Here is a 23,581-nt window from a genome sequence, read left to right as displayed (position 1 = left end):
ATGACCGACCACGACTCCGCGCGCGAGAGCCTGCGCCACTTCATCGACACGCATTTCGACGAGCAGGTGGGCACGCTGGCCCGGCTGGTGCGGTGTCCTTCCGACAATCCGCCGGGCGACTGCGCGCCGCATGCCGAACTCACGGCAGGCCTGCTCGAGGCGATGGGCTTCGAAGTCGAACGCCACCCGGTGCCGGCCCGGTTCGCGGCCGAGCACGGCATGCGCAGCGCGACCAACCTGATCGTGCGCGAACGCTTCGGCGACGGCCCCGTGGTGGCGCTCAACGCGCACGGCGACGTGGTGCCGCCCGGCGAAGGCTGGAGTGTCGACCCCTATGGCGGCGAAGTGCGCGATGGCTGGCTGTACGGTCGCGGCGCCGCCGTGTCCAAGTCGGACTTCACCACCTATGCCTGCGCACTGCGCGCGCTCAAGCAGCTCGCGGCCGAAGGAGCGGCGCTGGGCGGCACCGTCGAGCTGCATCTCACCTACGACGAGGAGACGGGCGGCATGACCGGCCCGGGCTGGATTCTTTCCCAAGGGCTGAGCCGGCCCGACTACGTGCTCTCGGCCGCCTTCTCGCACCACGTGGTGGTCGCCCACAACGGCTGCCTGCACCTCGAGGTGACGCTGCGCGGCAAGTCCGCCCACGCAGCCCGGCCGGACACCGGCCATGACGCCATCGAGGCCGCCGCCACGCTGCTGCCGGCGCTCTATCGGCATCGCGACGCGCTCGCCGGCAGGCCTTCGCAGACGCCCGGCATCAGTCACCCGACGCTGGTGATCGGGCTGATCGAAGGAGGCATCAACACCAACGTGGTGGCCGACCGGCTCAGCCTGCGCATCGACCGTCGCATCGTGCCCGAGGAATCGCCGGAGGCGGTGGAGGCCGAGTTGCGCGGCGTGATCGAGCAGGCCTGCCGCGCGCTGCCCGGCATCGAGGTCGAGATCCGCCGCATCCTGCTGGCGCGCCCCTTCGCCCCCGCGCCCGGCGCGAAGGAACTGGCCGAGCTGATGTGCCGCGAGGCGAGCGCGGTGATGGGCAAGGCGGTGACGCCGATCGGCGTGCCGCTCTACACCGACGCGCGTCTCTACAGCGAAGCCGGCATTCCCACCGTGATGTACGGCGCCGGCCCGGAGTCGCTGCTCGAAGCCAACGGGCACCGCGCAGACGAGCGCGTGCCGCTGGACGAATTGCGCAAGGCGACGGTGGTCGTCGCCAACACCCTCCTGCAACTCCTGACACGCTGAGCTTCCATGATCGAGATACGTCAACTGAGCAAGTGGTATGGGTCCTTCCAGGTGTTGGCCGACTGCAGCACCAGCGTGCGCAAGGGCGAGGTCGTCGTGGTCTGCGGCCCTTCGGGTTCGGGCAAGTCCACGCTCATCAAGTGCGTCAATGCGCTGGAGCCCTTCCAGCAGGGCAGCATCGCGGTCGACGGCGTCTCCGTGGGCGACCCGAAGGTGGACATGAACAGGCTGCGCTCGCGCGTGGGCATGGTGTTCCAGCACTTCGAGCTGTTTCCGCACCTGTCGATCGAGGAGAACCTCTCGATTGCACAGCGCAAGGTCCTCAAGCGCTCCGTCGAGGAGGCGCACACCACCTCCATGGCACTGCTCCAGCGGGTGGGCATGCGGGCCCATGCGCACAAGTACCCCAGCCAGCTCTCGGGCGGCCAGCAGCAACGCGTGGCGATCGCCCGCGCGCTCGCGATGAACCCCGTCGCCATGCTGTTCGACGAGCCCACCTCGGCGCTGGACCCGGAGATGGTGAACGAGGTGCTCGATGTGATGGTGCAGCTCGCGCGCGAGGGCATGACCATGATGTGCGTCACGCACGAGATGGGCTTTGCGCGCAAGGTCGCCCACCGCGTGATCTTCATGGACCAGGGCCGCATCGTCGAGGATTGCGGCAAGGAGGAGTTCTTCGGCAACCCCGCGGCGCGCTCGGAGCGCGCGCGGCAGTTCCTCTCGAAGATCCTTCAGCACTGAGCGGCCGGGCGCGCTCCGGTCGGGTCAGGCCTCGGCAGTCGGGTGGCCGGCGTCCACCCAGGCCTCCAGCCCGCCGGCCAGCGGCCGCGCGCGCAAGAAGCCGCGCGCCATCAGCGCCTGCGCGGCGAGCGCAGCCGAGAGCTCGTTCGGGCAATTGCAGTAGAGGATGATCTCGCGCCCCTTGTCGTCGAAGGGCAGCGCCGCGCGCCGCTGCTGCAGGGCCTTGAGGGGAATCGGCACGGCCCCGGGAATGCGGCGTGGATCGACCTGCACTCCGGCCTCTCCGCGCACGTCGACCACGATCGGCGGGGCCTCGCCCGCCATCAGCCCGAGCAGCTCGTCGATGCCGGCGCGCGGCATGCTCGCGATACGCAGGACGCTGCGGCGGCGCCACCAGCGCAGCGCCAGCATCGCTGCGAGCACAACGACCAGCGCAACGGTCGCGACGCCGCCGGCATTGGCCAGCGTGTCGAGCACGGCCTCGATCTGCTCCCGGAAGACCCAGCCCAGGCCGAGGAAGACGCCGACCCACAGCAGGGCGGCCATGGTTTCGAAGCCCAGGAAGCGCCACGAGGACATGCCGAGTGCGCCGGCCATTGGCGGTGCTACCACGGAGACGCCGGGCACGAACTTGGCGGCGACCAGCGACAGCCCGCCCCAGCGGGTGATCAGGGATTCGCTGCTGCGCACGCAGGAGTCGGGCGAGATGGAGATCTTGCACAGCAGCCGCATGAAGCGATAGCCGTAGGTGCGGCCGGCATAGAACCACACGGCGTCGCCGAGCACGTTGGCCAGCAGCGCCGCGGCGACCAGGGCGAGCAGCAGCACCGGCTCGGCCATGGCGGCGATGCCGCCGGCCACGACCAGCACGGGCGCGGCGGGCAACGGCAGGCCGACGCGCGCGGCGAAGGTGATGACGAAGACGACCGCCACGGCATGGTCGACCATCAGGGCGATCAGCGTTTCCATGCGCGAACCCCGGCTGGACGAAGGCGGCACTGGCAGGCAAGGGACATGGCGAAGCGGCGGCAGGCGCAAGAGGCGACGACCGCTAGCGTAGCGCCAATGCTCGGCACGGGCTGTGGCGGCTCGCGAATCCCCCGGAGCGCTCGGGCACGGGCGAGCCGCCCCGGCAGCGTTCAGATTGCGACCAGCTGGCGCACTCCCTGCGCCTCCATGTCCTTGCCTGCGCCGCGCGCAATCACCTCGCCGCGTTCCATGACCAGGTAGTCGTCGGCCAGTTCCTGCGCGAAGTCGTAGTACTGCTCGCACAGCACGATGGCCATGTCGCCGCGGTCAGCGAGCATGCGGATCACGCGGCCGATGTCCTTGATGATGCTGGGCTGGATGCCTTCGGTCGGCTCGTCGAGGATCAGCAGCTTGGGGCCAGGCGCCAGTGCCCGCGCGATGGCGAGCTGCTGCTGCTGGCCGCCCGACAGATCGCCGCCGCGGCGGTTGAGCATCTGCTTGAGCACGGGAAAAAGATCGAACAGCTCCGGCGGGATCGGCGTGCCTGCCGGGCGATAGGCCAGGCCCATGCGCAGGTTCTCTTCGACCGTGAGGCGCGCGAAGATCTCGCGCCCCTGCGGCACGAAGCCCATGCCGGCTCGGGCGCGCTCGTAGGGCGTCTTCCGGTGGATCGGCGCGCCGTCGAACTCGATGCTGCCGCTCTTGATGGGGACCAGCCCCGTCAAGCATTTGAGCAGGGTGGTCTTGCCCACGCCGTTGCGCCCGAGCAGCACCGTGACCCTGCCCGCATGCGCCTCCAGGCTCACGTCACGCAGGATGTGGGAGCCGCCGTAGTACTGATGGATGTTCCTGACCTTGAGCATCGTGGTGTTCCTGCCTTCTCAGCGTCCCAGATAGACCTCGATCACGCGCTCGTCGGCCTGCACCTCGTCGAGCGTGCCCTGCGCCAGCACGGACCCGTCGCAAAGCACGGTCACGATCTCCGAGATGGTCCGCACGAAGCTCATGTCGTGCTCGACCACCATCAGCGAATGCTTGCCCTTGAGCTTCAGGAAGAGCTCGGCGGTGCGCGCCGTCTCCTCGTCGGTCATGCCGGCCACCGGCTCGTCGAGCAGCAGCAGCTTCGGGTCCTGCATCAGCAGCATGCCGATTTCCAGCCACTGCTTCTGCCCATGGCTCAGGTTGCCAGCGAGGCGCGAGACGCTCTCCCCCAGGTGGATGGTGTGCAGCACCTCGGCCAGCCGGTCGGATTGCGCGGAGTCGAGCCGGAACAGCATCGAGGCCTTCACGCCCTTGTCGGTCTTGAGCGCGAGCTCGAGGTTCTCGAACACGGTCAACTGCTCGAACACCGTCGGCTTCTGGAACTTGCGGCCGATGCCGAGCTGGGCGATGTCGGCCTCCTTGTGGCGCAGCAGGTCGATGGTGCTGCCGAAGAAGACCGTGCCCTCGTCCGGCCGCGTCTTGCCGGTGATGATGTCCATCATCGTGGTCTTGCCCGCGCCGTTCGGGCCGATCACGCAACGCAACTCGCCGGGCGCGATGTCGAGCGAGAGCTTGTTGATGGCCTTGAAGCCGTCGAAGCTCACGCTCACGTCCTCGAGGTAGAGGATGCGGCCGTGCGTGACGTCGACCTCGCCGGGCGTGGCATGCCGGCCGTAGCCGGCCGCGCGGCCGCCCGAGGCGGTGAGCTTGCCGAAGTCGCTGTGCTGGTTGTGGCGTGCGATGCGCTCCGCGCCGGCGTCCATCAGGTCGGGCGTCATGCGCGCGCTCCTTCCGTGCGCACCGGCAGCGGCGCGAGTGCGCCGGGATCGACGCCCTGCTCCACGGCCACGGCACGCTGGGCAAGCTGGCGCGGTTCTTCGCCGGCCGCAGCCCTCCTCTCCCGGGTCGTCCACTTCTTGACCAGGCCCACGATGCCGTTCGGCAGGAACAGCGTGACGGCAATGAACAGCGCACCGAGGAAGTAGAGCCAGTATTCCGGATAGGCCACGGTGAGCCAGCTCTTCGCGCCGTTGACGATGAAGGCGCCGAGGATCGGCCCGACCAGCGTGGCGCGTCCGCCGACCGCGGCCCAGATTGCGATCTCGATGGAGTTGGCCGCGCTCATCTCGCCCGGATTGATGATGCCCACCTGCGGCACGTAGAGCGCCCCGGCCACGCCGCACATCACGGCCGAGATGACCCAGACCGTGAGCTTGTAGGGCAGCGGGTTGTAGCCCGAGAACATCACGCGCGACTCGGCATCGCGGATGGCCTGGAGCACGCGGCCGAACTTGCTGCCGATGAGCCACCGCGCGAACAGGAAGAAGCCCAGCAGCGTGAGCCCGGTGAGCGCGAACAGCGTCATGCGCATCTCCTGCGTCGCGATCGGCGTGCCGAGGATGCGCTTGAAATCGGTAAAGCCGTTGTTGCCGCCGAAGCCGGTCTCGTTGCGGAAGAACAGCAGCATCGCCGCGAAGGTCATGGCCTGCGTGATGATCGAGAAGTACACGCCCTTGATGCGCGAACGGAAGGCGAAGAAGCCGAACACGAAGGCGATCAGGCCCGGCACGGCGACGATCAGCAGCAGCGTCGCGATGAAGCTGTCGCTGAAGGTCCAGTGCCAGGGCAGCGTCTTCCAGTCGAGGAAGACCATGAAGTCCGGCAGGTCGCTCTTGTAGTTGCCGTCGCGCCCGATCTGGCGCATGAGGTACATGCCCATCATGTAGCCGCCCAGCGCAAAGAACAGGCCGTGGCCCAGCGAGAGGATGCCGGTGTAGCCCCAGATCAGGTCCATGGCCAGGGCGCAGATGGCGTAGCACATGATCTTGCCGACCAGTGCCACTGCGTAGTCGCTCATGTGCAGCGCGCTGCCCGAGGGCACCAGCAGGTTGAGCACGGGGGCCACGGCGCAGACGGCGATCAGCGCGACGAAGAAGAAGGTCCAGCCCTTGCCGCCGAGGAGCGGACCTTTGGAAGGAAGTGCGGCCGTGCGGCTCATGCTTCGGCGCTCCGACCTTTGACAGCGAAGATGCCTTGGGGCCGCTTCTGGATGAAGATGATGATGAAGACCAGCACCGCGATCTTCGCGAGCACCGCGCCGGCCCACCCTTCGATGAACTTGTTGAGCACGCCCAGTCCCATTGCCGCGTACACGGTGCCGGCGAGCTGGCCGACGCCGCCCATCACGACGACCATGAAGGAATCGACGATGTAGCTCTGGCCGAGGTCGGGGCCTACGTTGCCGATCTGCGAGAGCGCACAGCCCGCCAGCCCGGCGATGCCCGAGCCCAGCGCGAAGGCGTAGGTGTCGATGCGGGCGGTGTTCACGCCCATGCAGGACGCGATGGGACGGTTCTGCGTGACGCCCCGCACGAACAGCCCCAGCCGCGTGCGGCCGATGAGCCAGCCCATCGCCAGCAGCACCAGGACTGCGAAGACGATGATGCAGATGCGGTTCCACGGCAGCGTGACGTTGCTCAGCATGGTGAAGCCGCCGCTCATCCAGGCGGGGTTCTCCACGCCGACGTTCTGCGCGCCGAAGAGCGAGCGCACCAGCTGCTGCAGCATCAGGCTGATGCCCCAGGTGGCCAGCAGGGTCTCGAGCGGCCGTCCGTAGAGGAAGCGGATCACGCCGCGCTCCAACACCGCGCCCACGAGCGCCGAGGCGAGAAAGGCGACGGGAATCGCGGCGACCAGGTACCAGCCGAAGAGCGGCTCGGGCATGTAGCGCTGGAAGATGCCCTGCATCACGTAGGTGGCGTAGGCGCCGATCATCATCAGCTCGCCATGCGCCATGTTGATCACGCCCATCAGGCCGTAGGTGATGGCCAGTCCCAGTGCGGCCAGCAACAGGACCGAGCCCAGGCTGATGCCGCTGAAGATCGCATTGATGCGGTCGCCCCAGACCAGCGAACCGTCGATGCTGCGGATGGACGCCTCGATGGTCGTCTTGACATCGGCGTCGGTCTCGTCGGCCAGGCGCTGGTTGAGCAGCAGCTTGGTGTCGGGGCTGCGGCTCTCGCCCAGCGCCTTCGCGGCCGAGAGGCGCTTTGCCCTGTCCACGCTGCCCAGCATGCTGGCGGCGCGCACCAGTTCGAGCCGGGCCTTGATCCGGTCGTTGGTTTCGGCGGCCAGCGCCTTCTCGACCAGGGGCAGGCGCGATTCGTCGGGCTCCTTGAAAAGGGCCTGCGCCGCCTCGGCGCGCACCGCCTCGTCCTTGCTCGTGAGCTTGAGCGCGGCCTGCGCCGCGTCGAGCGCGCCGCGCATCAGGTTGTTGTTGACCACGTCGTCGGCCGTGTCGGGCAACTTGAGCTCGGCACCGGTGACCGGGTCGTAGGCCTTGTCGCCCTTGATGAGGAAGACCTTGTCCTCGGTGTACTTGACCGCGTCGCCGGCCATGGCCTCGATGAAGGCGGCGGTCTTCTCGTCCGCGGTCGCGACGGCCTTGTTGAGGGCGGCGATGCGGGCCTCGGATTCGCCCGAGGCGATGGCACGGGCCTCGTCCAGGGTGAGTGCGTGGATGGACAGCGCCATCAGCAGCGTCGAGGCGCAGAGCAGGCGGTGAAGTGTTCGTCGGAGCATCGTGGTTCGGGCTTTGCTCCCTCTCCCCAAGGGGAGAGGGGGCAGCGCTCTTTGCCTTACATCGACTTGCCAGCCGGATAGTCCGGCTTCTTGTCGTTGCCCTCGATGTACGGACTCCACGGCTTGGCCTTGACCGGACCCGGCGTCTTCCACACGACGCTGAACTGCCCGTCGGCCTTGATCTCGCCGATGAACACGCTCTTGTGCAGGTGGTGGTTCTTCTCGTCCATCTTCGAAACGATGCCCGAGGGCGCGGTAAACGTCTGACCGGCCATCGCCGCGATCACCTTGTCGGTGTCGGTGCTCTTGGCCTTCTCGACCGCCTGCTTCCACATGTGGATGCCGATGTAGGTGGCTTCCATCGGGTCGTTGGTGAGCGGCTTGTCCTTGTGGCCGGCGATGTTCTTGGCCTTGGCGTAGTCGCTCCACTGCTTGATGAACGCGGTGTTGGTCGGGTTCTTGATCGACATGAAGTAGTTCCATGCGGCCAGGTGGCCCACCAGCGGCTTGGTGTCGACGCCGCGCAGCTCTTCCTCGCCCACCGAGAAGGCGACCACCGGCACGTCCTTGGCCTTCAGGCCGGCGTTGCCGAGTTCCTTGTAGAAGGGCACGTTGGAGTCGCCGTTGATGGTCGACACCACGGCCGTCTTGCCGCCGGAGGAGAACTTCTTGATGTCGGCGACGATGGTCTGGTAGTCGCTGTGGCCGAAGGGGGTGTACTTCTCGTCGATGTCGGTGTCCTTCACGCCCTTGCTCTTGAGGTAGGCGCGCAGGATCTTGTTGGTGGTGCGCGGATAGACGTAGTCGGTGCCCAGCAGCACCCAGCGCTTGGCGCCGCCGCCTTCCTTGCTCATCAGGTAGTCGACCGCGGGAATGGCCTGCTGGTTGGGCGCGGCGCCGGTGTAGAAGACGTTCTTGCTGAGCTCCTCGCCTTCGTACTGGACGGGGTAGAACAGCAGGCCGTTCATTTCCTCGACCACCGGCAGCACCGACTTGCGCGACACGGAGGTCCAGCAGCCGAAGATCACCGACACCTTGTCCTGGCCGAGCAGCTGCTTGGTCTTCTCGGCGAAGAGCGGCCAGTTGGAGGCCGGGTCGACCACCACGGGCTCGAGCTTCTTGCCGAGCACCCCGCCCTTGGCATTGATCTCGTCGATCGCCATCAGCACGGTGTCCTTGAGCACGGTCTCGGAGATGGCCATGGTGCCCGACAGCGAGTGCAGCACGCCGACCTTGATGGTGTCGGCAGCCAAGGCCGGAATGGCGGAAAGGCCGGCCAGCGCGACCGCGGCCGTGAGCGCCTTGAGGGTGAATCGACGTTGTTGCATGGGACTCTTCTCCTGGGTGTGAATGACACAGGCGAGTCTGCGGAATCGGTCCCGCGTCGGAAATACGCCGGGTGGCGTACAGCTCAGCCTGTTCTCTTCACCCGAAACGGGCATTCGCGAAGAGCGACAAGGCCGGCGGCAGGTGCGTGACGAGGTCGCAGCCATTGACGAGTCGAAGCAACTGGACTTCCGCGAGCGCGGCCACGAACGCCGTGCTGCCGACGCGCGGCGAGCCGAAGGTTCCAGCAGGCTCGGGGCAAGCACCGTGGCGGGCAGTGTGGCGAGTGCGGCACCGAGGCTGTGGCCGGTGAGGATCAGGCCGATGCGGCCAGCGCCCTCGCCTTGCCAGCCATTCGCGCAGCACCGGCATCAGTGGTCGCAGGCGATGCCGGACATGTCAGGCTACCGCGGCCGCCTTGAACTGCTTCGAGGCGAAGGCCCAGATCAGCCGCGACGCATTGGGCCCGGCCGCGTCGCTGAAAGGCAGGCGTGGCGCGCCGCCGCTCCAGGCATGACCCAGCCCCGCGACCTCGCACAGCATGACAAGGGTGCGGCCCTTGCGCTTGAACTCCGTGACCCGCATTGCATGGCGCTTGCCACGCTGCACGGTGCGCTGGATGCCGGGCCGCGCGCCGGTGGCCGTGGCCCAGACCTCCGCGGTGCTCAACGCATTGCGGGCCGACACGACCAGATCGGCATCGCCATGCAGGACCAGCAGCGGCGGCAGCGTGGCGAAGACCGCGGCGGCCCCCATGGCCTTGCCGACCGCAGTGGCGGGCATCGGCGGCACATGGCGCCCGCGCATGGCGCCCAGCGCGGTCGCGGGCGAGCGGGCGGCGCCGGGTGCCACGCCCGAATGCATGGCCAGGGCCTTGAAGCGCACGGCGTAGCGCGTGGCCATCAGCGCCGCCATGCCGGCGCCCGCGGAGAGCCCGGCCACGGCGACGCGCTCGCGGTCCACCGGGTACAGCAGGCAGACCTGGTCGATGGCGGCCATCAGCGTCGCAGCCTCGGCGTCGGCCTTGCCGAAGCGGCGGTCGTACCAATTCCAGCAGCCCTGCGGATGGGCCATGCGGTCCTGCTCCGGGTAGAGCACGAAGAAGCGTTCGCGTGCAGCCAGCAGGTTCATGCGCGTGCTGGCGGCAAAGTCGCGCCCGGTCTGGCCGCAGCCATGCAGCATGACCAGGAGCGGCAGGCGCTCGCCCAGCTGCATGTCCGGCGGCCGGTACAGGTGATAGCGCCGCGCCCCGCCAGGGCCGAGCGCGGCCCCCGCCAGCCAGTCGCCGGGGCCGCGAGGCGGCTTGAGGTGCTCGGCCGCCGCGCGCTGCACCTGCCCTGCGATGCGCTTTCCATTGCGCAGGGTGGCGGTGGTGAGGGCCTTCATGCTGCGCTGGTAGGCGCGCGTGAACGCCTTCGCGGCAGAGGTCGAGGAAGAGCGACGGGCCATGGTGCGGGCGTGGGCCGGGTTCGGCTCCCCACCTTAGCAGCTTCCGGGCCGCGAGCTGCGCTGCGACGCTCCTAGTAGACCTCGGGCACGTACATCGAAGCCGGCACCGGTTGCCGCAGGTAGTCTGCGTGCCGCTCGCGCGCGGGCAGCTCGATCGGGGCATGCGGCACCTCCTGGTAGGGCAATTGGCCCAGCAGGTGCGTGATGCAATTCAGGCGCGCCTTCTTCTTGTCGACGGCCTGGACCACCCACCAGGGCGCTTCCTCGATGTGCGTGCGCTCCAGCATGGTTTCCTTCGCCTTGGTGTATTCCTCCCAGCGGCGGCGGGATTCCAGGTCCATCGGGCTGAGCTTCCACTGCTTGAGCGGGTCGTGGATGCGGCCCAGGAAGCGCATGTGCTGCTCTTCGTCGGTGATCGAGAACCAGTATTTGATGAGCTTGATCCCCGAACGCACCAGCATGCGCTCGAAGTCGGGCACGGAGCGGAAGAACTCCTCGTATTCGTCGTCGGTGCAGAAGCCCATCACGCGCTCGACGCCGGCGCGGTTGTACCAGCTGCGGTCGAACAGCACCATCTCGCCGGCGGCCGGCAGTTGGGCCACGTAGCGCTGGAAGTACCACTGGGTGCGCTCGCGGTCGTTGGGCGCCGGCAGCGCCGCGACGCGCGCCACGCGCGGGTTGAGCCGTTGGGTGATGCGCTTGATCACCCCGCCCTTGCCCGCCGCGTCGCGGCCCTCGAACAGGATCACCACCTTCTGCCGGCTGTGCTGCACCCAGTCCTGCAGCTTGACGAGCTCGCCCTGCAGGCGGAACAGCTCCTTGAAGTAAGCGCGGCGGGCTGCCTTGTCGCCCGGGTGGCCCGACTCGAGCTCGTCCAGGTCACGGTCCTCGATCTCGAGCTCCAGTTCTTCGTCGTAGCTGTCGATGAGGTCGCGCGCCATGCGCTGCATCAGTTCGTCCTGGTCGCCGAGGGTGCTGGGCAGCGTCATAAAGCTTCCGAAACAAATAGAGGACAACCATGCTGCCCTTGCGGAATGACCGACTCGTGACAGACGGGACCGCCCGCCGCCGTCGTCGCGGCACGCAAGAAGCGCTCGAAAGGGCGCACCGGCGCTTTGTGGTTGCTATTCGTTCGATAGCAGGCTCGACAGTCTCCATGGGCCCTGCAAGCCCATGCAAGAAAGAATAAGATCCACCGGGTGTCTTCCATCCTGAACGCCGACCTGCACTGCCACTCCGTGGTGTCCGACGGCACCCTGACCCCCGAGCAACTGGCGGCCCGCGCCGCTTCCAACGGCGTCGAGCTCTGGGCCCTGACCGACCACGACGAGATCGGCGGCCAGCACCGCGCGGCTGCGGCGGCGCGCGCGCAGGGCATGCGCTACCTCACAGGCACCGAAATTTCGGTCACCTTCGCCAACGAGACGGTGCACATCGTCGGGCTGGGCTTCGACCCTGAGGACGCGGCCATCGGCGAAGGCCTCTACGGCACCCGCGGCGGCCGCGGCCGGCGGGCCGAGGAAATGGCCGAGGGCCTGGCCCAGGTGGGCATCAAGGGCGCCTATGAAGGTGCGCTCAAGTTCGTGGGCAATCCCGAGCTGATCTCGCGCACCCATTTCGCCCGCTTCCTGGTCGAGCAAGGCCATTGCCGAGACACCTCGGAGGTGTTTCGCAAGTTCCTCACCGAAGGCAAGCCGGGGTATGTGCCGCACCGCTGGGCCACGCTGAAGGACGCGGTGCGCTGGATCACCCAGGCCAAGGGCCTCGCGGTGATTGCGCACCCGGGCCGCTACAAGTTCACGGCCAATGAGGAATACGCGCTGTTCCTCGAGTTCAAGGAACACGGCGGCAGGGCGATCGAGGTCGTGACGGGCAGCCACTCCCCAGCCGAGTACGTCGAATACGCCGACAAGGCGCTGGAATTCGGCTTCGCCGCCTCGCGCGGCAGCGATTTCCACAGCCCCGACGAAAGCCATTGCGACCTGGGCAAACTGCCGCTGCTTCCCGGCCGGCTGACCCCGGTGTGGGAACTGCTCGAAGACCGTATCCAGTGAGCAGCCCGACCACGACGACCGGCGGCCTGGCGGAACGCAAGCGCACGCGCGACCTCGAATCCGAGCGCATCCTCGCGGGCATCGGCCTGGTGATGGTGGCCGTGGCCTGCTTCGCCACGCTGGACAGCGCCACCAAGCTCTCGACCGCCGGCGTGCCGATCCTCATGGGCGTGTGGTTCCGCTATGCCTTCCAGGCCCTGGCGACCACCGCCGTGCTGCTGCCGCTGAAGGGCACGGCGCTGCTGCGCACCAAGCACCCGAGATACCAGCTGCTGCGCGGCGCGCTGCTGCTGGCCTCGAGCACGCTGGCCTTCTTCAGCCTGCGCTACATGCCGCTGGCCGAGTTCACCTCGATCGTGCTGATCGCCCCGCTGGTGATCACCCTGCTGGCCGCGACGACGCTCAATGAGCAGGTCTCGCCGCTTCGCTGGGTGCTGGTGGCGGGCGGCTTCATCGGCACCCTGGTCATCCTGCGGCCGGGCGGAGAGGCCTTGAGCTGGGCCGTGCTGCTCCCCATCGGCCTGGTGCTGACCAATGCCTGGTTCCAGGTGCTCACCAGCAAGCTGGCCCGCACCGAGAACCCGATGACCATGCACTTCTACACCGGCTGGGTGGGCGCGCTCCTGGCCTCGCTGGCCCTGCCCTTCGTGTGGACAGCGCTGCCGGGCTGGCAGTGGTGGGCACTGCTTTGCCTGATGGGCTTCATGGGCACCGTGGGCCACTTCATCTTGATCCTCGCCTACCAGCGCGCGCCGGCGTCCACCCTCACGCCCTACCTCTATGCCCAGATCGCCTTTGCCATGCTCGGCGGCTGGCTTGTTTTCTCGCAGGTGCCCGACCGGGTCTCGCTGATCGGCATCTCCATGATTGCCGTCTGCGGCGCGGCCGGCGCCTGGCTCACGGTGCGCGAGCGGAAGGTGCCGATCGAGCCTGCGGAGTCCTGAGCTCACGTTGTCCGTTTGTCGGCAGAATGCATTGACTCCATGGCCCAGTTCTTCGAAATCCATCCCGAGAACCCGCAGCAGCGCCTGCTCAAGCAGGCAGCTGCCCTGCTGGCGCGCGGCGAGATCGTGGCAGTGCCCACCGATTCGAGCTACGCCCTGGCCTGCCACCTGGATGACAAGGACGCTGTCGACCAGTTGCGCCGCATCCGCCAGGTCGACGAGAAGCACCACCTCACGCTGCTGTGCCGCGACCTGAGCGAGCTTTCGAGCTACGCGAGGGTGGACAACAAGCAGTACCGCCTCCTGAAGGCAGCGACCCCAGGCCCCTACACCTTTCTGCTGGAAGCCACCAAGGAGGTGCCGCGGCGGGTGAGCCATCCACAGCGCAAGACCATCGGCCTGCGCGTGCCCGACCACAAGGTGCTGTGCGAGCTGCTCATGCTGCATGGCGAACCGTTGTTGGCCACCACCCTGATCCCGCCCGGCGAAACCGCGGCGCTCAATGATGCGCAGGCGATCCGCGAGCGCTTCGAAAAGCAGATCGGCGCGGTGATCGCCTGCGGCGCTTGCCCTTCCGAGCCCACCACGGTGGTCGACCTGACGCCCATGGGCACTGGCGGCGAGCCGGTCCTGGTGCGCGAGGGCCGCGGCCCGCTGGCGGCACTCGGCCTGTGAACGTCTGCCCGCCCGGCTCGGCCGGAGCCGTCTGAGACAATCGTTCGGTGGATATCTCCAACCTGATCGAAAAAGTGCTGATCTATGCACTGCCCGTGATCTTCGCGATCACGGTGCATGAGGCGGCCCATGGCTACGTGGCCCGCTACCTGGGCGACCAGACGGCCTGGATGATGGGCCGCGTGACGCTCAATCCCATCAAGCACATCGACCCCATCGGCACCATCCTGATGCCGCTGCTGCTCTATTTCGCCACCTCGGGCGCCTTCCTGTTCGGCTATGCCAAGCCGGTGCCGGTCAACTTCGGCCGGCTGCGCCATCCGAAGCGCGACATGATCTGGGTGGCGCTGGCCGGCCCGGCCTCGAACTTCATCCAGGCGATCCTGTGGGCGCTGGCCTTCGTGCTGATGCGGGCCGCCGGCGTCGAGGAAACCTTCTTTCTCGAGATGGCGCGCGGCGGCGTTCTGGTCAATCTGGTGATGTGGGCCTTCAACCTGTTCCCCCTGCCCCCGCTGGACGGCGGGCGGGTGCTCGCCGGCCTGCTGCCGCGTGGCGCCGCGCAGGACTTCCTGGCGCGCATCGAGCCTTATGGCTTCTTCATCGTCATGGGCCTGGTCATTGCCGGCATCGTCAGCACCTGGTGGCTGCGCCCGCTGATGAGCTTCGGCTACCAGGCCATCGGCCTGCTCATCTCGCCCATCACGGCGCTGCTGCGCTGACTAGGCTCCTGCAATGGCAAGTTCCTCTCCCAAGCCCGTTCGCTTTCTCACCGGCATCACCACCAGCGGCACACCGCACCTGGGCAACTACGTCGGCTCGGTGCGCCCCTCGGTGCGCTTCAGCCGCGAGGCCCACGTTCAGAGCTTCTATTTCCTGGCCGACTACCACGCGCTGATCAAGGTCGACGAGCCGGCGCGCATCCAGCGCTCCACGCTGGAGATCGCGGCGACCTGGCTGGCCTGCGGCCTCGACCCGCAGCGCGTCACCTTCTATCGCCAGTCCGACATCCCCGAGATCCCGGAGCTGACCTGGCTGCTGACCTGCGTCACCGGCAAAGGCCTGCTGAACCGTGCCCATGCGTACAAGGCGCAGGTGGACAAGAACGCCGCGCGCGGCGAGGACCCGGACGCGGACGTCAGCGCGGGCCTCTTCATGTACCCCGTGCTGATGGGCGCCGACATCCTGATGTTCAACGCCCACAAGGTGCCCGTGGGCCGCGACCAGATCCAGCACATCGAGATGGCGCGCGACATGGGACAGCGCTTCAATCACCTGTACGGCGAGCACTTCACCCTGCCCGACGCCGAAATCGACGACGCAGTGGCGACGCTGCCGGGCCTCGATGGCCGCAAGATGAGCAAGAGCTACGACAACACCATCCCGCTCTTCGCCCCGCGCGCCCAGCTGCAGAAGCTGATCGCCGGCATCGTGACGGACTCCCGCGCACCCGGCGAGCCGAAGGACACCGAAGGCTCGGCGCTGTTCCAGATCTACCAGGCCTTCGCCGACGCCGAAGAAACCGAAGCGCTGCGGCGCGCCTTCGCCGAGGGAATTTCCTGGGGCGATGCAAAGCAGCGCCTTTTCGAGCGCATCGATCGCGAAATCGCACCGATGCGGGCGCAGTACGAGAGCCTGGTCAACGACCCGGCGCAGATCGAGAAAATCCTGCTGGCCGGGGCCGGGAAGGCGCGGGCGATCTCACACCCCTTCATGGCCGAGCTGCGCCATGCGGTTGGCCTGCGCAACCTCGCGGACGCGGGCAACAGGGGCGCGGCGCGGCCCAAGGCGGCCAAGTCTGCCAAAGGTGCCAGGGCTTCGTTCAAGCAATACCGCGACAAGGATGGGCTCTTTTATTTCAAGCTTCTCGACGAACACGGCTCACAACTGTTACAAAGCTTGGGTTTTGCATCGCCGCAAGATGCGGGCCGGGCGATTGGCACGCTGAAGGAACAGCGCGGCGCGGCTCTGACCTTGCTCGCCGCGCAGCTCGAACCCGTCGACAATGCAAACATGCGCGCGGCAACGGACGCACTCGAAGCGCTCGCTGCCGAAGCGATGGGCGACACGAACGACTAGGGAAGAACGCCTCGCGACCCACAAGGGCCGGCCAGCCGGTCCGCATACAGTGAGAAAAATGTTATGAGTATTTATGTCATCGACGACCACCCCCTGATGCGCGACGCCATCGTGATGGTGCTGCGGCGCCTGCGGCCGGCTGAAACCATCGTGGAGCTCGAAAGGCTCGACAAGCTGGCCAGCGCCGTCAAGCAGCATGGGGAGCCCGGGCTGTTCTGCCTCGACCTGAAACTGCCCGACGTCACGGGTGTTTCGGGCGTGATCGCGGTGAAGAAGATTTATCCCGACGTGCCGGTGGCTGTCTATTCGGCCTCGCCGGCCGGCGACATGGAAGAGGCCTGCATCGAGGCCGGCGCGGACACCTACATCGAGAAGTCGGCCAGTTCGGCCGAACTCACCGCCGCGCTGCGCGGCCTGCTGATGGCCGATACGGAGGCCGAGGAACCGGTGGCCGCGGCCAGCAGCAAGCTCTCGAAGCGCCAGACCCAGCTGATCGCCATGCTGGACCAGGGCATGAGCAACCGCGACATCGCGACCGAGCTCGACATCAGTGAGCACACGGTCAAGGTGCACCTGTGGCGCCTGTTCAGGCGGCTCGGCGTCAAGAGCCGGACGCAGGCGCTGCACCACGCGCGCACCAACGGACTTTTGTCCAGCAACCCTTAAGCAGACGATAACCGGGCCCTTCGGCCCGGTCCTTCTTTCGGGCCTCCGGCCGTTTTTTTCAACCCACGGCGCCTGAGATGCGGGTCTGGGCCTGCGACTCGTCCGCGTCGTGGAGGGCCACCCGGAACACGCTGCCACGGCCCAGCCTGGAGCGCACGCTGACGGGGTGGCCGAGGGCGTGCGACAGCCGCGCCACGATCGCCAGGCCCAGGCCGAAGCCGTCGGAGGTGCCGGCATGGTCGGCGACCTTGTAGAACTCCAGGAACACGTCGCGCAGGTGCTCGCGCGCGATGCCGATGCCGGTGTCCCACACCTCCACCCGAAGGCCGTCGCGGGTGTGGCGCGAAGCCAGCAGCACGCCACCTTCAGCCGTGTACTTGATCGCATTGGCCAGCAGGTTGCCGATCATGCGGCGCACGCGGATCGGGTCGGTCAGCACGGTGCCCGAGCTCACGTGCATCCGGAAGCTCAGGCCCTTGGCCTCCGCGACCGGGCGGTACTGGAGCTCCAGGTCGTGCAGCAGCTGGGCCACGTCCACACGCTCGATGTGCAGCCGCACCTGCCCCGAGTCGATGCGGGCGAGGTCGAACAGCGAATCGAACAAGGCATTGACCGCGTGCGTGGCGCGCACGATCTTCGGCGCGATCTCGGCCACGAGCTCCGGCTCGTTGCGCAGCCAGTCGGCGTAGAGCGAGAGCGCCAGCACCGGCTGGCGCATGTCGTGCGCGGCGCTCGCGAGAAAGCGGTTCTTCATCGCCACCGCCGACACCGCCGCCTGGCGCTGCTGGGTCAGCGAGTTGATCAGGATGTGGTTGTGAAAGAGCAGCTCGAAGCTGTTGCGCGCGGTTTCATGGATGCGCCGCCCGGCGCGCAGGAGCAGCCACCAGTGCAGGCCCGGCAGCAGCAGGAAACCGTAGTGGAAATGCGGGCGCTCGAAATTGAGCTCGATGACGCGAAAGACGATCGCCGCCAGCATGGTGACGAAGAGCGTGTTGACGTAGCGCTTGAGCAGCGGCGGATGCAGCGCCAGCCCGTTGAGGGGAAAGGTGGCCACGCCCGCAACGATGAGCCAGCTCATGAACTGGTTCACCAGCGGCGTGCGCTCGAAGAAGATCAGGATCGACAAACCCCAGGCGAAGGCGCTGGCGCTCCACAGATAGCGGTAGCGCTCGACGAAGTACTGCTGCGCGGCCGAATCGCGGTCGGCATAGTGGCGGCCGTAGACCTGTTCACCCCAGATGCGGCAGGCGGTTGCCGCGATGCCGATGGCCAACCAGACGAAGAGCTGCCAGGCGGGCACATGACCCCAGCTCAGGCCCACCATGGCCGGCATCAGCGCCGCTGCCAGCAGGTAGGAGCCGCGGGAGGCCCGCATGAGGCTGCGGATCAGTTCGCCGCGCACCCATGGTTCGGCCTCGTCGGCGGAAGCCGGCGCCGGCGTAAGGCTGGCAAAGGACGAGTTGCCAAGCCCCGCGAAGGACGAATTACCCATCATGGCTCACAGTCCCTCCCGATGTCAGAGCGGCCATAAAAAAAGCCCCTGTCGAGGGGCCCCCTGGTGTGCGGCTCTCGGGCGCGCTGCGAAAGCTCCGGCAGCCCACGAGGCTGCATGGAAGCCCGCACCCGGCGGCCCACCGTGGTGCGATCTTAACTGGGTGCGATGCCGATGCGCCGCCGCCTGCGTCGCGCAGGCACAACGGCCGGCATCTAGCCACCGCCGAAATAGCGCATGGCAGTGCGGCCGAGCGGTGTCAACGCGGTCACCACTGCGGAGGCGGGCCTGCCTTGCGGCGGCAACTCGACTTTCACATAGCCTGCGTCGCGAAGGACGCGCAGGTTCTCGATGTCCGCCTCTGAACTCAGCGTCATCGGCAACGAAGCGCCGGCAATTATTCTCAGCAGCTCGTAGGCCATCCAGTCCTCCATTCGCTCTTGTCTGTGTTCTTGTAGCGATTGTGGAGCATGTCGCCGCCAAAGCAGGCGGCAGCCGCCTGGGCGACTTCAGGCCAGCGCCCGCAGCTCGCGCAGCGCCACGGCCAGCATCGCAGCATCGGGCACCGCGACCGCGCGAAGTTCGCCCATCAGCTGCGCCGCGCGTTCGAGCGTGCGGCCGTTGCTGGCCTGCCACGCCTCGATGCGGGCAGCCGGCGATTCGCCCTCGCCCCCGCCGGTGAGCACCGCATGGGTGATGGCACGCTGCAGGCCGGAGAGGTCGTCCTGCATCGCGCTCTTGGCGAGCGCCTGCCAGTGCTGATCGCCCGGCAACGCGGAGATGCGATCCCGCAGCCACGGCATTCCGAGCCGGTTGGCAAGATCGAAGTAGATCGCGGCCACCAGCTCGACCGGCCAGCGTGCGCTGCCGGCGATCTCGGCGATGTCGAGCGTGGCGTAGAGCGTGCCGAAGTTCACCACGCGCTCCGCCAGCTCGCGCGGCACGCCACGCGTCGTGTAGTGGGCCGCCGCAGTATCGACACGGGCGCGCTCGTCGGCGTCGAGCAGTTGCGGCAGCCGAGCCGAGAGCGCCTCGACGTTCGACTTGAAGTGCTCGATGGTCGAGGCCATGTCCTCGGTCAGCCGGCGAGAACGCAGGAACCACATGGTGCCGCGCTCCAGCTGGCGGCTCGTGGCGATCAGCATGCCGGACTGCACCTCGTCGTCGACCCGGTTGTCCAGCGCCTCGATGGCGAGCCACAGCGGCACCATGCCGAAGATCTCGCGCGACAGCAGGTAGGCGCGCACCACCTCGAAGGCGCGCGCACCGGTGGCTTCGACGAGCCGGTGCATGAAGGTGCTGCCGACACGGTTGATCGTGCTGTTGGTGACGTGCGTGGCGATGATCTCGCGCTTGAGCGGATGGCGCGGCATCCAGGCCGCAAAGCGCTCGCGCAGCAGCGACGGGAAGTAGCGCTCCAGCGCCGTCGCGACCCAAGGGTCGTCGGGCAGCGTCGACTCGAGCAGCTCGTCGTACAGCCAGATCTTGCTGTAGGCCAGCACTACCGCGCGCTCCGGGCTGGTGAGGCCCTGGCCCTGCGCCCGCCGCTCGGCCAGTTCCTCGTCGGACGGCAGGTACTCGATGGCCCGGTTCAGGCGCCCGGCCTTCTCCAGGTATTGCATGAAGCGCGTCTGCGCGTCCAGCAACTGCGGCGCGATGCGTCCGGTGACCGAGAGCACCTGGGTCTGGAAGACGTTGTCGCGCAGCACCAATGCCGCCACGTCGTCGGTCATCTCCGGCAGGACCGCGTTGCGCTGCTTCTCGGTGAGCTCGCCTTCGGTGATCGGCAGGCCGAGCAGGATCTTGATGTTGACCTCGTGGTCGGACGTGTCGACACCGGCCGAGTTGTCGATGGCATCGGTGTTGATGCGCCCGCCGGCACGCGCGTACTCGATGCGCCCGAGTTGCGTGCAGCCCAGGTTGCCGCCCTCGGCAAAGACCTTGCAGCGCAGCTCGCGGCCATTGACGCGCAGCGCGTCGTTCGCGCGGTCGCCTACCTGCGCGTGGGTCTCGCCGGCCGCCTTCACGTAGGTGCCGATGCCGCCGTTGTAGATCAGCGCCACGGGTGCCTTGAGAATGGCGTTGACCAGCTCGGTGGGTGTCAACGCATCGGCCTGGATGTCCAATGCCTGCTTCACCTGCGCGGTGAGCGAGATGGATTTGGCGCTGCGCGCATGCACGCCGCCGCCTTCGGAGATCACGCTCGCGTCGTAGTCGGCCCACGAGGAGCGCGGCAGCTTGAACAGGCGATCGCGCTCCGCGAAGCTCTTTGCCGCATCGGGCGACGGGTCCAGGAAGATGTGGCGGTGGTCGAAGGCCGCCACCAGCAGGATGTGCGGTGACAGCAGCATGCCATTGCCGAACACATCGCCCGACATGTCGCCGATGCCGGCGACGGTGAACTCCGTGCTCTGGGTATCGATGCCCATCTCGCGAAAATGCCGCTTGACCGACTCCCAGGCGCCGCGGGCGGTGATGCCCATGGCCTTGTGGTCGTAACCCACCGAGCCGCCCGAGGCAAAGGCATCGCCCAGCCAGAAGCCGTACTCCTTGCTGATGCCGTTGGCGTAGTCGCTGAAGGTGGCGGTGCCCTTGTCGGCCGCAACCACCAGGTAGGCGTCGTCCGCATCGTGGCGGCGTACCTGCGCCGGCGGCACGATGGCGGTGCCGGCCAGGTTGTCGGTAATGTCGAGCAGGCCCCGCAGGTAGTTCTGGTAGCAGGCCACGCCCTCGCGCAGGTAGGCCTCGCGGTCGCTCGCTGCTGGCGCACGCTTCAGGACGAAGCCGCCCTTGGAACCCACGGGAACGATGACGGTGTTCTTCACCATCTGCGCCTTGACCAGGCCCAGCACCTCGGTGCGGAAATCCTCCGGCCGGTCCGACCACCGCAGCCCGCCGCGTGCAACGCGCCCGCCGCGCAGGTGCACGCCTTCGAAGCGGGTCGAATACACGAAGATCTCGAACAGCGGCTTCGGCGCCGGCAGGTCGGGTACCTTGGCCGCATCGAACTTGAAGGACAGGAAGCCGCGGCGCCGTCCGGCAGCATCTCGGCGCCAGTAATTGGTGCGCAGGGTCGCCTGGATCAGCGCCAGGTACTGCCGCAGCACGCGGTCTTCCGACAGGTTGGACACCCCGTCCAGCGCGGCCTCGATCTCGCGCACCTTCTCTTCCTCGCGCGCCTGCGCATCGAGCGCCGGCTGCGGGTCGAAGCGCAGCTTGAAGAGCTCCACCAGCGCCCGCGCAATGCCGGCATGGGTGGCGAGCGTGCCCTCGATGAAAGACTGCGAGAGCGCGAAGCCGATCTGCCGAATGTACTTGGCGTAGGCGCGCAGGATCACGATCTCGTGAACCGGCAGCTGCACCGCTGGCACCAGGCGATTGAAATCGTCGTTCTCGACGTCGCCGTTCAGCACGGCGTGGAAGGCTTCCTCGAACACCGGACGCAGCGCATCCACTTCGATCTCGGTGTCGCCCGAGGCGGCCAGGAGCCCGAAGTCATGGACCCAGACCGGCGACTCGCCCTGTGGAGCGACGCGGTGCGGATGCTCGTCGAGCACCTTCATGCCCAGGTGCTCGAGCATCGGCAGGCTCGCCGACAACGTGATCGGCTCGCCGCGCCGCAGCACCTTGAAGCGCAGCGTGCCGGGAGCTGCTTCGAGCGGGCGGTAAAGGTTCATGCCCAGGCGCTGCTCGTCGCTCAGCTGCGCCATCAGCTGGATGTCGTGCACCGCGGCGCGCGCTGCGAACTCGTCGCGGTAGCCGGCCGGAAAGGCCGCTCCGAAGCGCTGCAGCAAGGCGTTGCCCTGCGCCTCGCCGGCGGCTTCGATCAGCGCGGTCTTCAGGTCGTCGTCCCAGCGGCGGGCGGCGGCCACCAGCTTCTCCTCCAGCTCGCGCACATCGAAGGCGGGAATGCTTCCGGGCTTGGTGCGCACCGTGATCTGGACGCGCGCCAGCACCGATTCGGAAAGGTGCACGTTGAACTCGGAAGCAATGCCGTTGAACTCGCGCAGCAGGATGTCCTGCCACTTCTGGCGCAGCTCGGTGGTGTAGTTCTCGCGCGGCGCGTAGATCAGGCAGGACAGGAAGCGCTCGAAGGGATCGCGCCGCACGAACAGCCGGAAGCGCTGTCGTTCGCCCAGGTGCAGGATGCCCATCGCCGTCTGCAGCAGGTCATCGTTGCTGATCTGGAACAGCTCGTCGCGCGGGTAGGTCTCGAGGATGTTGATCAGCGCCTTGCCCGAATGGCTGCCCGCTGGAAGACCGGCACGCTCCACCACGCTGGCGATCTTGCGGCGCAGCAGCGGGATCTCGGCCGGGTTGGCGCTGTAGGCGGTGGAGGTGAAGAGACCGAGGAACCGGTCTTCGCCGCACACCTCTCCCCGCTCGTCGAAACGCTTGACCGCCACATAGTCCAGGCGGCCAGGCCGGTGAACGGTCGAACGCGACGTCGACTTGGTCACCACCAGCAGCTCGGGCCGGCGTGCATTGGCGCGTATCTCGGGCGGCAGCGCGGCGAACGCGGCGTTGGCGCTCGGTGCTTCTGCATCGCGCAGGATGCCCAGGCTCGAGCCAGTCACGATCTTCAGCGCGTCCTGGCCATCGGCCTTGACCAGCTCGTGGCTGCGATAGCCGAGGAAGGTGAAGTGGTCGTCGGACAGCCAACGCAGGAAGGCCTGTCCCTCGGCGAGCTCCTGCGCCGGGATCGGCGGGGGCCGATCGTCGAGGCCCTGCACGATCGCGAGCACCCGCTCCCGCATCGGCTCGAAGTCGGCCACGGCCTGTCGCACGTCGTCGAGCACGCGCTCGAGGTCGACCGCCAGCGCCTCCATCCGCGCCGGCTCCGGCACGCGGTCGACCTCGACATGGATGAAGGATTCGCGGCGCGCATCGGCCGATGCACCTGCCTCGCTCGCCAGGCCGCGCAGCACGCCGTCGGCGCCGCGCTCGACGGCCATGAGCGGATGAATGATCAGGTGCAGCGTGAGCCCGTGACGGTTGACCTCCATCGTGATCGAATCGACCAGGAAGGGCATGTCGTCGTTCACCATCTCGATGACGGTGTGGGTCGACTGCCACCCGTGTTCCGCGATCGTGGGGTTGAAGACCCGCAGCTTGGCCCGTCCTGCCTCGCGCCTGCGCGCGAAGCTCCAGTGCGATAGCGCGGCGCCATAGAGGTCGGCCGCCGGCCGCTCGCCCAGGTCCTCCGGGTCGACCTGGGCGAAGTAGCGGCGCACGAAGCCGCAGACTTCCTCCACCGATCCGGCCGGCACCTTGGCTCGCACCCTCTGCTCCACTTCCTCCAGGCGCTCGTCCTTGCGCGCTGCTTCCGTCGTCTGCGTGGTCATCAGCATGCTTGTCTCCGGTTGGGCCGCTAATCT

The 23,581-nt window shown here is 67.6% G+C and carries 20 protein-coding genes; 8 read left to right on the top strand and 12 right to left on the bottom strand.

Translation table 11 applies throughout. The features are described from left to right. Complete coding sequence (locus tag G3W89_RS07480; RefSeq protein ID WP_162573489.1) at positions 1-1,248, top strand: M20/M25/M40 family metallo-hydrolase; 1,248 nt, start codon at positions 1-3, stop codon at positions 1,246-1,248. Between the two features lie 6 nt (positions 1,249-1,254). Then, the gene (locus G3W89_RS07475) at positions 1,255-1,989 is read left to right on the top strand and encodes an amino acid ABC transporter ATP-binding protein (RefSeq protein ID WP_162573488.1); all 735 of its coding nucleotides are present in this window, start codon (positions 1,255-1,257) and stop codon (positions 1,987-1,989) included. Positions 1,990-2,013: 24 nt separating this feature from the next. Here G3W89_RS07475 and G3W89_RS07470 read toward each other — a convergent pair whose 3' ends face one another. The 9 genes from G3W89_RS07470 to ppk2 all read right to left on the bottom strand — a co-directional run bounded on the left by G3W89_RS07470 (position 2,014) and on the right by ppk2 (position 11,285). After that, complete coding sequence (locus G3W89_RS07470; RefSeq protein WP_162573487.1) at positions 2,014-2,958, bottom strand: rhodanese-like domain-containing protein; 945 nt, start codon at positions 2,956-2,958, stop codon at positions 2,014-2,016. Positions 2,959-3,128: 170 nt separating this feature from the next. Next, complete coding sequence (gene urtE / locus G3W89_RS07465; protein ID WP_162573486.1) at positions 3,129-3,821, bottom strand: urea ABC transporter ATP-binding subunit UrtE; 693 nt, start codon at positions 3,819-3,821, stop codon at positions 3,129-3,131. 18 nt (positions 3,822-3,839) lie between these two features. After that, positions 3,840-4,718, bottom strand: a complete 879-nt coding sequence (gene urtD, locus G3W89_RS07460; RefSeq protein ID WP_162573485.1) for an urea ABC transporter ATP-binding protein UrtD — start codon at positions 4,716-4,718, stop codon at positions 3,840-3,842. Beyond that, positions 4,715-5,938 (bottom strand): urea ABC transporter permease subunit UrtC, encoded by a 1,224-nt coding sequence (urtC, locus tag G3W89_RS07455; RefSeq protein WP_162573484.1) that lies wholly within the window; start codon positions 5,936-5,938, stop codon positions 4,715-4,717. The genes urtD and urtC overlap by 4 nt, the downstream gene beginning before the upstream one ends. Next, a complete protein-coding gene (gene urtB, locus G3W89_RS07450; protein WP_162573483.1) occupies positions 5,935-7,521 on the bottom strand; it encodes an urea ABC transporter permease subunit UrtB in 1,587 nt (528 codons plus the stop codon). Before urtB ends, urtC begins: the two co-directional genes overlap by 4 nt. 56 nt (positions 7,522-7,577) lie before the next feature. Then, complete coding sequence (gene urtA / locus G3W89_RS07445; RefSeq protein WP_162573482.1) at positions 7,578-8,849, bottom strand: urea ABC transporter substrate-binding protein; 1,272 nt, start codon at positions 8,847-8,849, stop codon at positions 7,578-7,580. Between the two features lie 97 nt (positions 8,850-8,946). Next, positions 8,947-9,219: a lipase family protein gene (locus G3W89_RS33635; RefSeq protein ID WP_443083155.1), complete on the bottom strand. Its 273-nt coding sequence runs from the start codon at positions 9,217-9,219 to the stop codon at positions 8,947-8,949. Positions 9,220-9,246: 27 nt separating this feature from the next. Continuing rightward, positions 9,247-10,296, bottom strand: coding sequence for an extracellular catalytic domain type 1 short-chain-length polyhydroxyalkanoate depolymerase (locus G3W89_RS07435; RefSeq protein ID WP_162573481.1), 1,050 nt, complete (start codon positions 10,294-10,296; stop codon positions 9,247-9,249). Between the two features lie 71 nt (positions 10,297-10,367). Beyond that, positions 10,368-11,285, bottom strand: coding sequence for a polyphosphate kinase 2 (gene ppk2, locus G3W89_RS07430; RefSeq protein ID WP_162573480.1), 918 nt, complete (start codon positions 11,283-11,285; stop codon positions 10,368-10,370). Between the two features lie 210 nt (positions 11,286-11,495). On the opposite strand from ppk2, the gene G3W89_RS07425 reads away from it, so the two are divergent. The 6 genes from G3W89_RS07425 to G3W89_RS07400 all read left to right on the top strand — a co-directional run bounded on the left by G3W89_RS07425 (position 11,496) and on the right by G3W89_RS07400 (position 16,711). Beyond that, entirely contained in the window at positions 11,496-12,350 is an 855-nt protein-coding gene (locus G3W89_RS07425) for a 3',5'-nucleoside bisphosphate phosphatase (protein ID WP_162573479.1), read from the top strand. Then, on the top strand, positions 12,347-13,294 hold the full coding sequence (locus tag G3W89_RS07420) for a DMT family transporter (protein ID WP_269474947.1): 948 nt from the start codon (positions 12,347-12,349) through the stop codon (positions 13,292-13,294). Before G3W89_RS07425 ends, G3W89_RS07420 begins: the two co-directional genes overlap by 4 nt. Positions 13,295-13,333: 39 nt before the next feature. Beyond that, on the top strand, positions 13,334-13,969 hold the full coding sequence (locus G3W89_RS07415; RefSeq protein ID WP_162573478.1) for an L-threonylcarbamoyladenylate synthase: 636 nt from the start codon (positions 13,334-13,336) through the stop codon (positions 13,967-13,969). Between the two features lie 47 nt (positions 13,970-14,016). Then, positions 14,017-14,688, top strand: coding sequence for a site-2 protease family protein (locus tag G3W89_RS07410; RefSeq protein WP_162573477.1), 672 nt, complete (start codon positions 14,017-14,019; stop codon positions 14,686-14,688). A gap of 13 nt (positions 14,689-14,701) precedes the next feature. After that, the gene (locus G3W89_RS07405; protein WP_162573476.1) at positions 14,702-16,045 is read left to right on the top strand and encodes a tryptophan--tRNA ligase; all 1,344 of its coding nucleotides are present in this window, start codon (positions 14,702-14,704) and stop codon (positions 16,043-16,045) included. Positions 16,046-16,108: 63 nt separating this feature from the next. After that, a complete protein-coding gene (locus G3W89_RS07400; RefSeq protein WP_068680282.1) occupies positions 16,109-16,711 on the top strand; it encodes a LuxR C-terminal-related transcriptional regulator in 603 nt (200 codons plus the stop codon). Between the two features lie 58 nt (positions 16,712-16,769). Here the strand turns inward: G3W89_RS07400 and shkS are convergent, their stop codons facing one another. From shkS to G3W89_RS07385, 3 genes are all read right to left on the bottom strand, one after another. Next, positions 16,770-18,206 carry a surface-behavior sensor histidine kinase ShkS gene (gene shkS, locus G3W89_RS07395; protein ID WP_232076388.1) on the bottom strand — a complete coding sequence of 479 codons (1,437 nt, stop codon included), beginning with the start codon at positions 18,204-18,206 and terminating at the stop codon, positions 16,770-16,772. A 212-nt stretch (positions 18,207-18,418) separates the two neighbouring features. Next, positions 18,419-18,625 carry a hypothetical protein gene (locus tag G3W89_RS07390; RefSeq protein ID WP_162573475.1) on the bottom strand — a complete coding sequence of 69 codons (207 nt, stop codon included), beginning with the start codon at positions 18,623-18,625 and terminating at the stop codon, positions 18,419-18,421. An 87-nt stretch (positions 18,626-18,712) separates the two neighbouring features. Beyond that, on the bottom strand, positions 18,713-23,548 hold the full coding sequence (locus G3W89_RS07385; RefSeq protein ID WP_162577373.1) for an NAD-glutamate dehydrogenase: 4,836 nt from the start codon (positions 23,546-23,548) through the stop codon (positions 18,713-18,715). Positions 23,549-23,581 lie beyond the last annotated feature (33 nt).

It is taken from the genome of Variovorax sp. PBL-H6 (assembly GCF_901827155.1).
Lineage (GTDB): Bacteria > Pseudomonadota > Gammaproteobacteria > Burkholderiales > Burkholderiaceae_C > Variovorax.
This window is presented reverse-complemented; position numbering and strand designations above follow the sequence as displayed.

What these genes read in the sequence shown, in the direction of transcription:
- G3W89_RS07480 (WP_162573489.1), top strand. Translation starts at nt 1, where the DNA reads ATGACCGACCACGACTCCGCGCGCGAGAGCCTGCGCCACTTCATCGAC.
- G3W89_RS07475 (WP_162573488.1), top strand. Translation starts at nt 1,255, where the DNA reads ATGATCGAGATACGTCAACTGAGCAAGTGGTATGGGTCCTTCCAGGTG.
- G3W89_RS07470 (WP_162573487.1), bottom strand. Translation starts at nt 2,958, where the DNA reads ATGGAAACGCTGATCGCCCTGATGGTCGACCATGCCGTGGCGGTCGTC.
- urtE (WP_162573486.1), bottom strand. Translation starts at nt 3,821, where the DNA reads ATGCTCAAGGTCAGGAACATCCATCAGTACTACGGCGGCTCCCACATC.
- urtD (WP_162573485.1), bottom strand. Translation starts at nt 4,718, where the DNA reads ATGACGCCCGACCTGATGGACGCCGGCGCGGAGCGCATCGCACGCCAC.
- urtC (WP_162573484.1), bottom strand. Translation starts at nt 5,938, where the DNA reads ATGAGCCGCACGGCCGCACTTCCTTCCAAAGGTCCGCTCCTCGGCGGC.
- urtB (WP_162573483.1), bottom strand. Translation starts at nt 7,521, where the DNA reads ATGCTCCGACGAACACTTCACCGCCTGCTCTGCGCCTCGACGCTGCTG.
- urtA (WP_162573482.1), bottom strand. Translation starts at nt 8,849, where the DNA reads ATGCAACAACGTCGATTCACCCTCAAGGCGCTCACGGCCGCGGTCGCG.
- G3W89_RS33635 (WP_443083155.1), bottom strand. Translation starts at nt 9,219, where the DNA reads ATGCCGGTGCTGCGCGAATGGCTGGCAAGGCGAGGGCGCTGGCCGCAT.
- G3W89_RS07435 (WP_162573481.1), bottom strand. Translation starts at nt 10,296, where the DNA reads ATGGCCCGTCGCTCTTCCTCGACCTCTGCCGCGAAGGCGTTCACGCGC.
- ppk2 (WP_162573480.1), bottom strand. Translation starts at nt 11,285, where the DNA reads ATGACGCTGCCCAGCACCCTCGGCGACCAGGACGAACTGATGCAGCGC.
- G3W89_RS07415 (WP_162573478.1), top strand. Translation starts at nt 13,334, where the DNA reads ATGGCCCAGTTCTTCGAAATCCATCCCGAGAACCCGCAGCAGCGCCTG.
- G3W89_RS07405 (WP_162573476.1), top strand. Translation starts at nt 14,702, where the DNA reads ATGGCAAGTTCCTCTCCCAAGCCCGTTCGCTTTCTCACCGGCATCACC.
- G3W89_RS07400 (WP_068680282.1), top strand. Translation starts at nt 16,109, where the DNA reads ATGAGTATTTATGTCATCGACGACCACCCCCTGATGCGCGACGCCATC.
- shkS (WP_232076388.1), bottom strand. Translation starts at nt 18,206, where the DNA reads ATGATGGGTAATTCGTCCTTCGCGGGGCTTGGCAACTCGTCCTTTGCC.
- G3W89_RS07390 (WP_162573475.1), bottom strand. Translation starts at nt 18,625, where the DNA reads ATGGCCTACGAGCTGCTGAGAATAATTGCCGGCGCTTCGTTGCCGATG.
- G3W89_RS07385 (WP_162577373.1), bottom strand. Translation starts at nt 23,548, where the DNA reads ATGACCACGCAGACGACGGAAGCAGCGCGCAAGGACGAGCGCCTGGAG.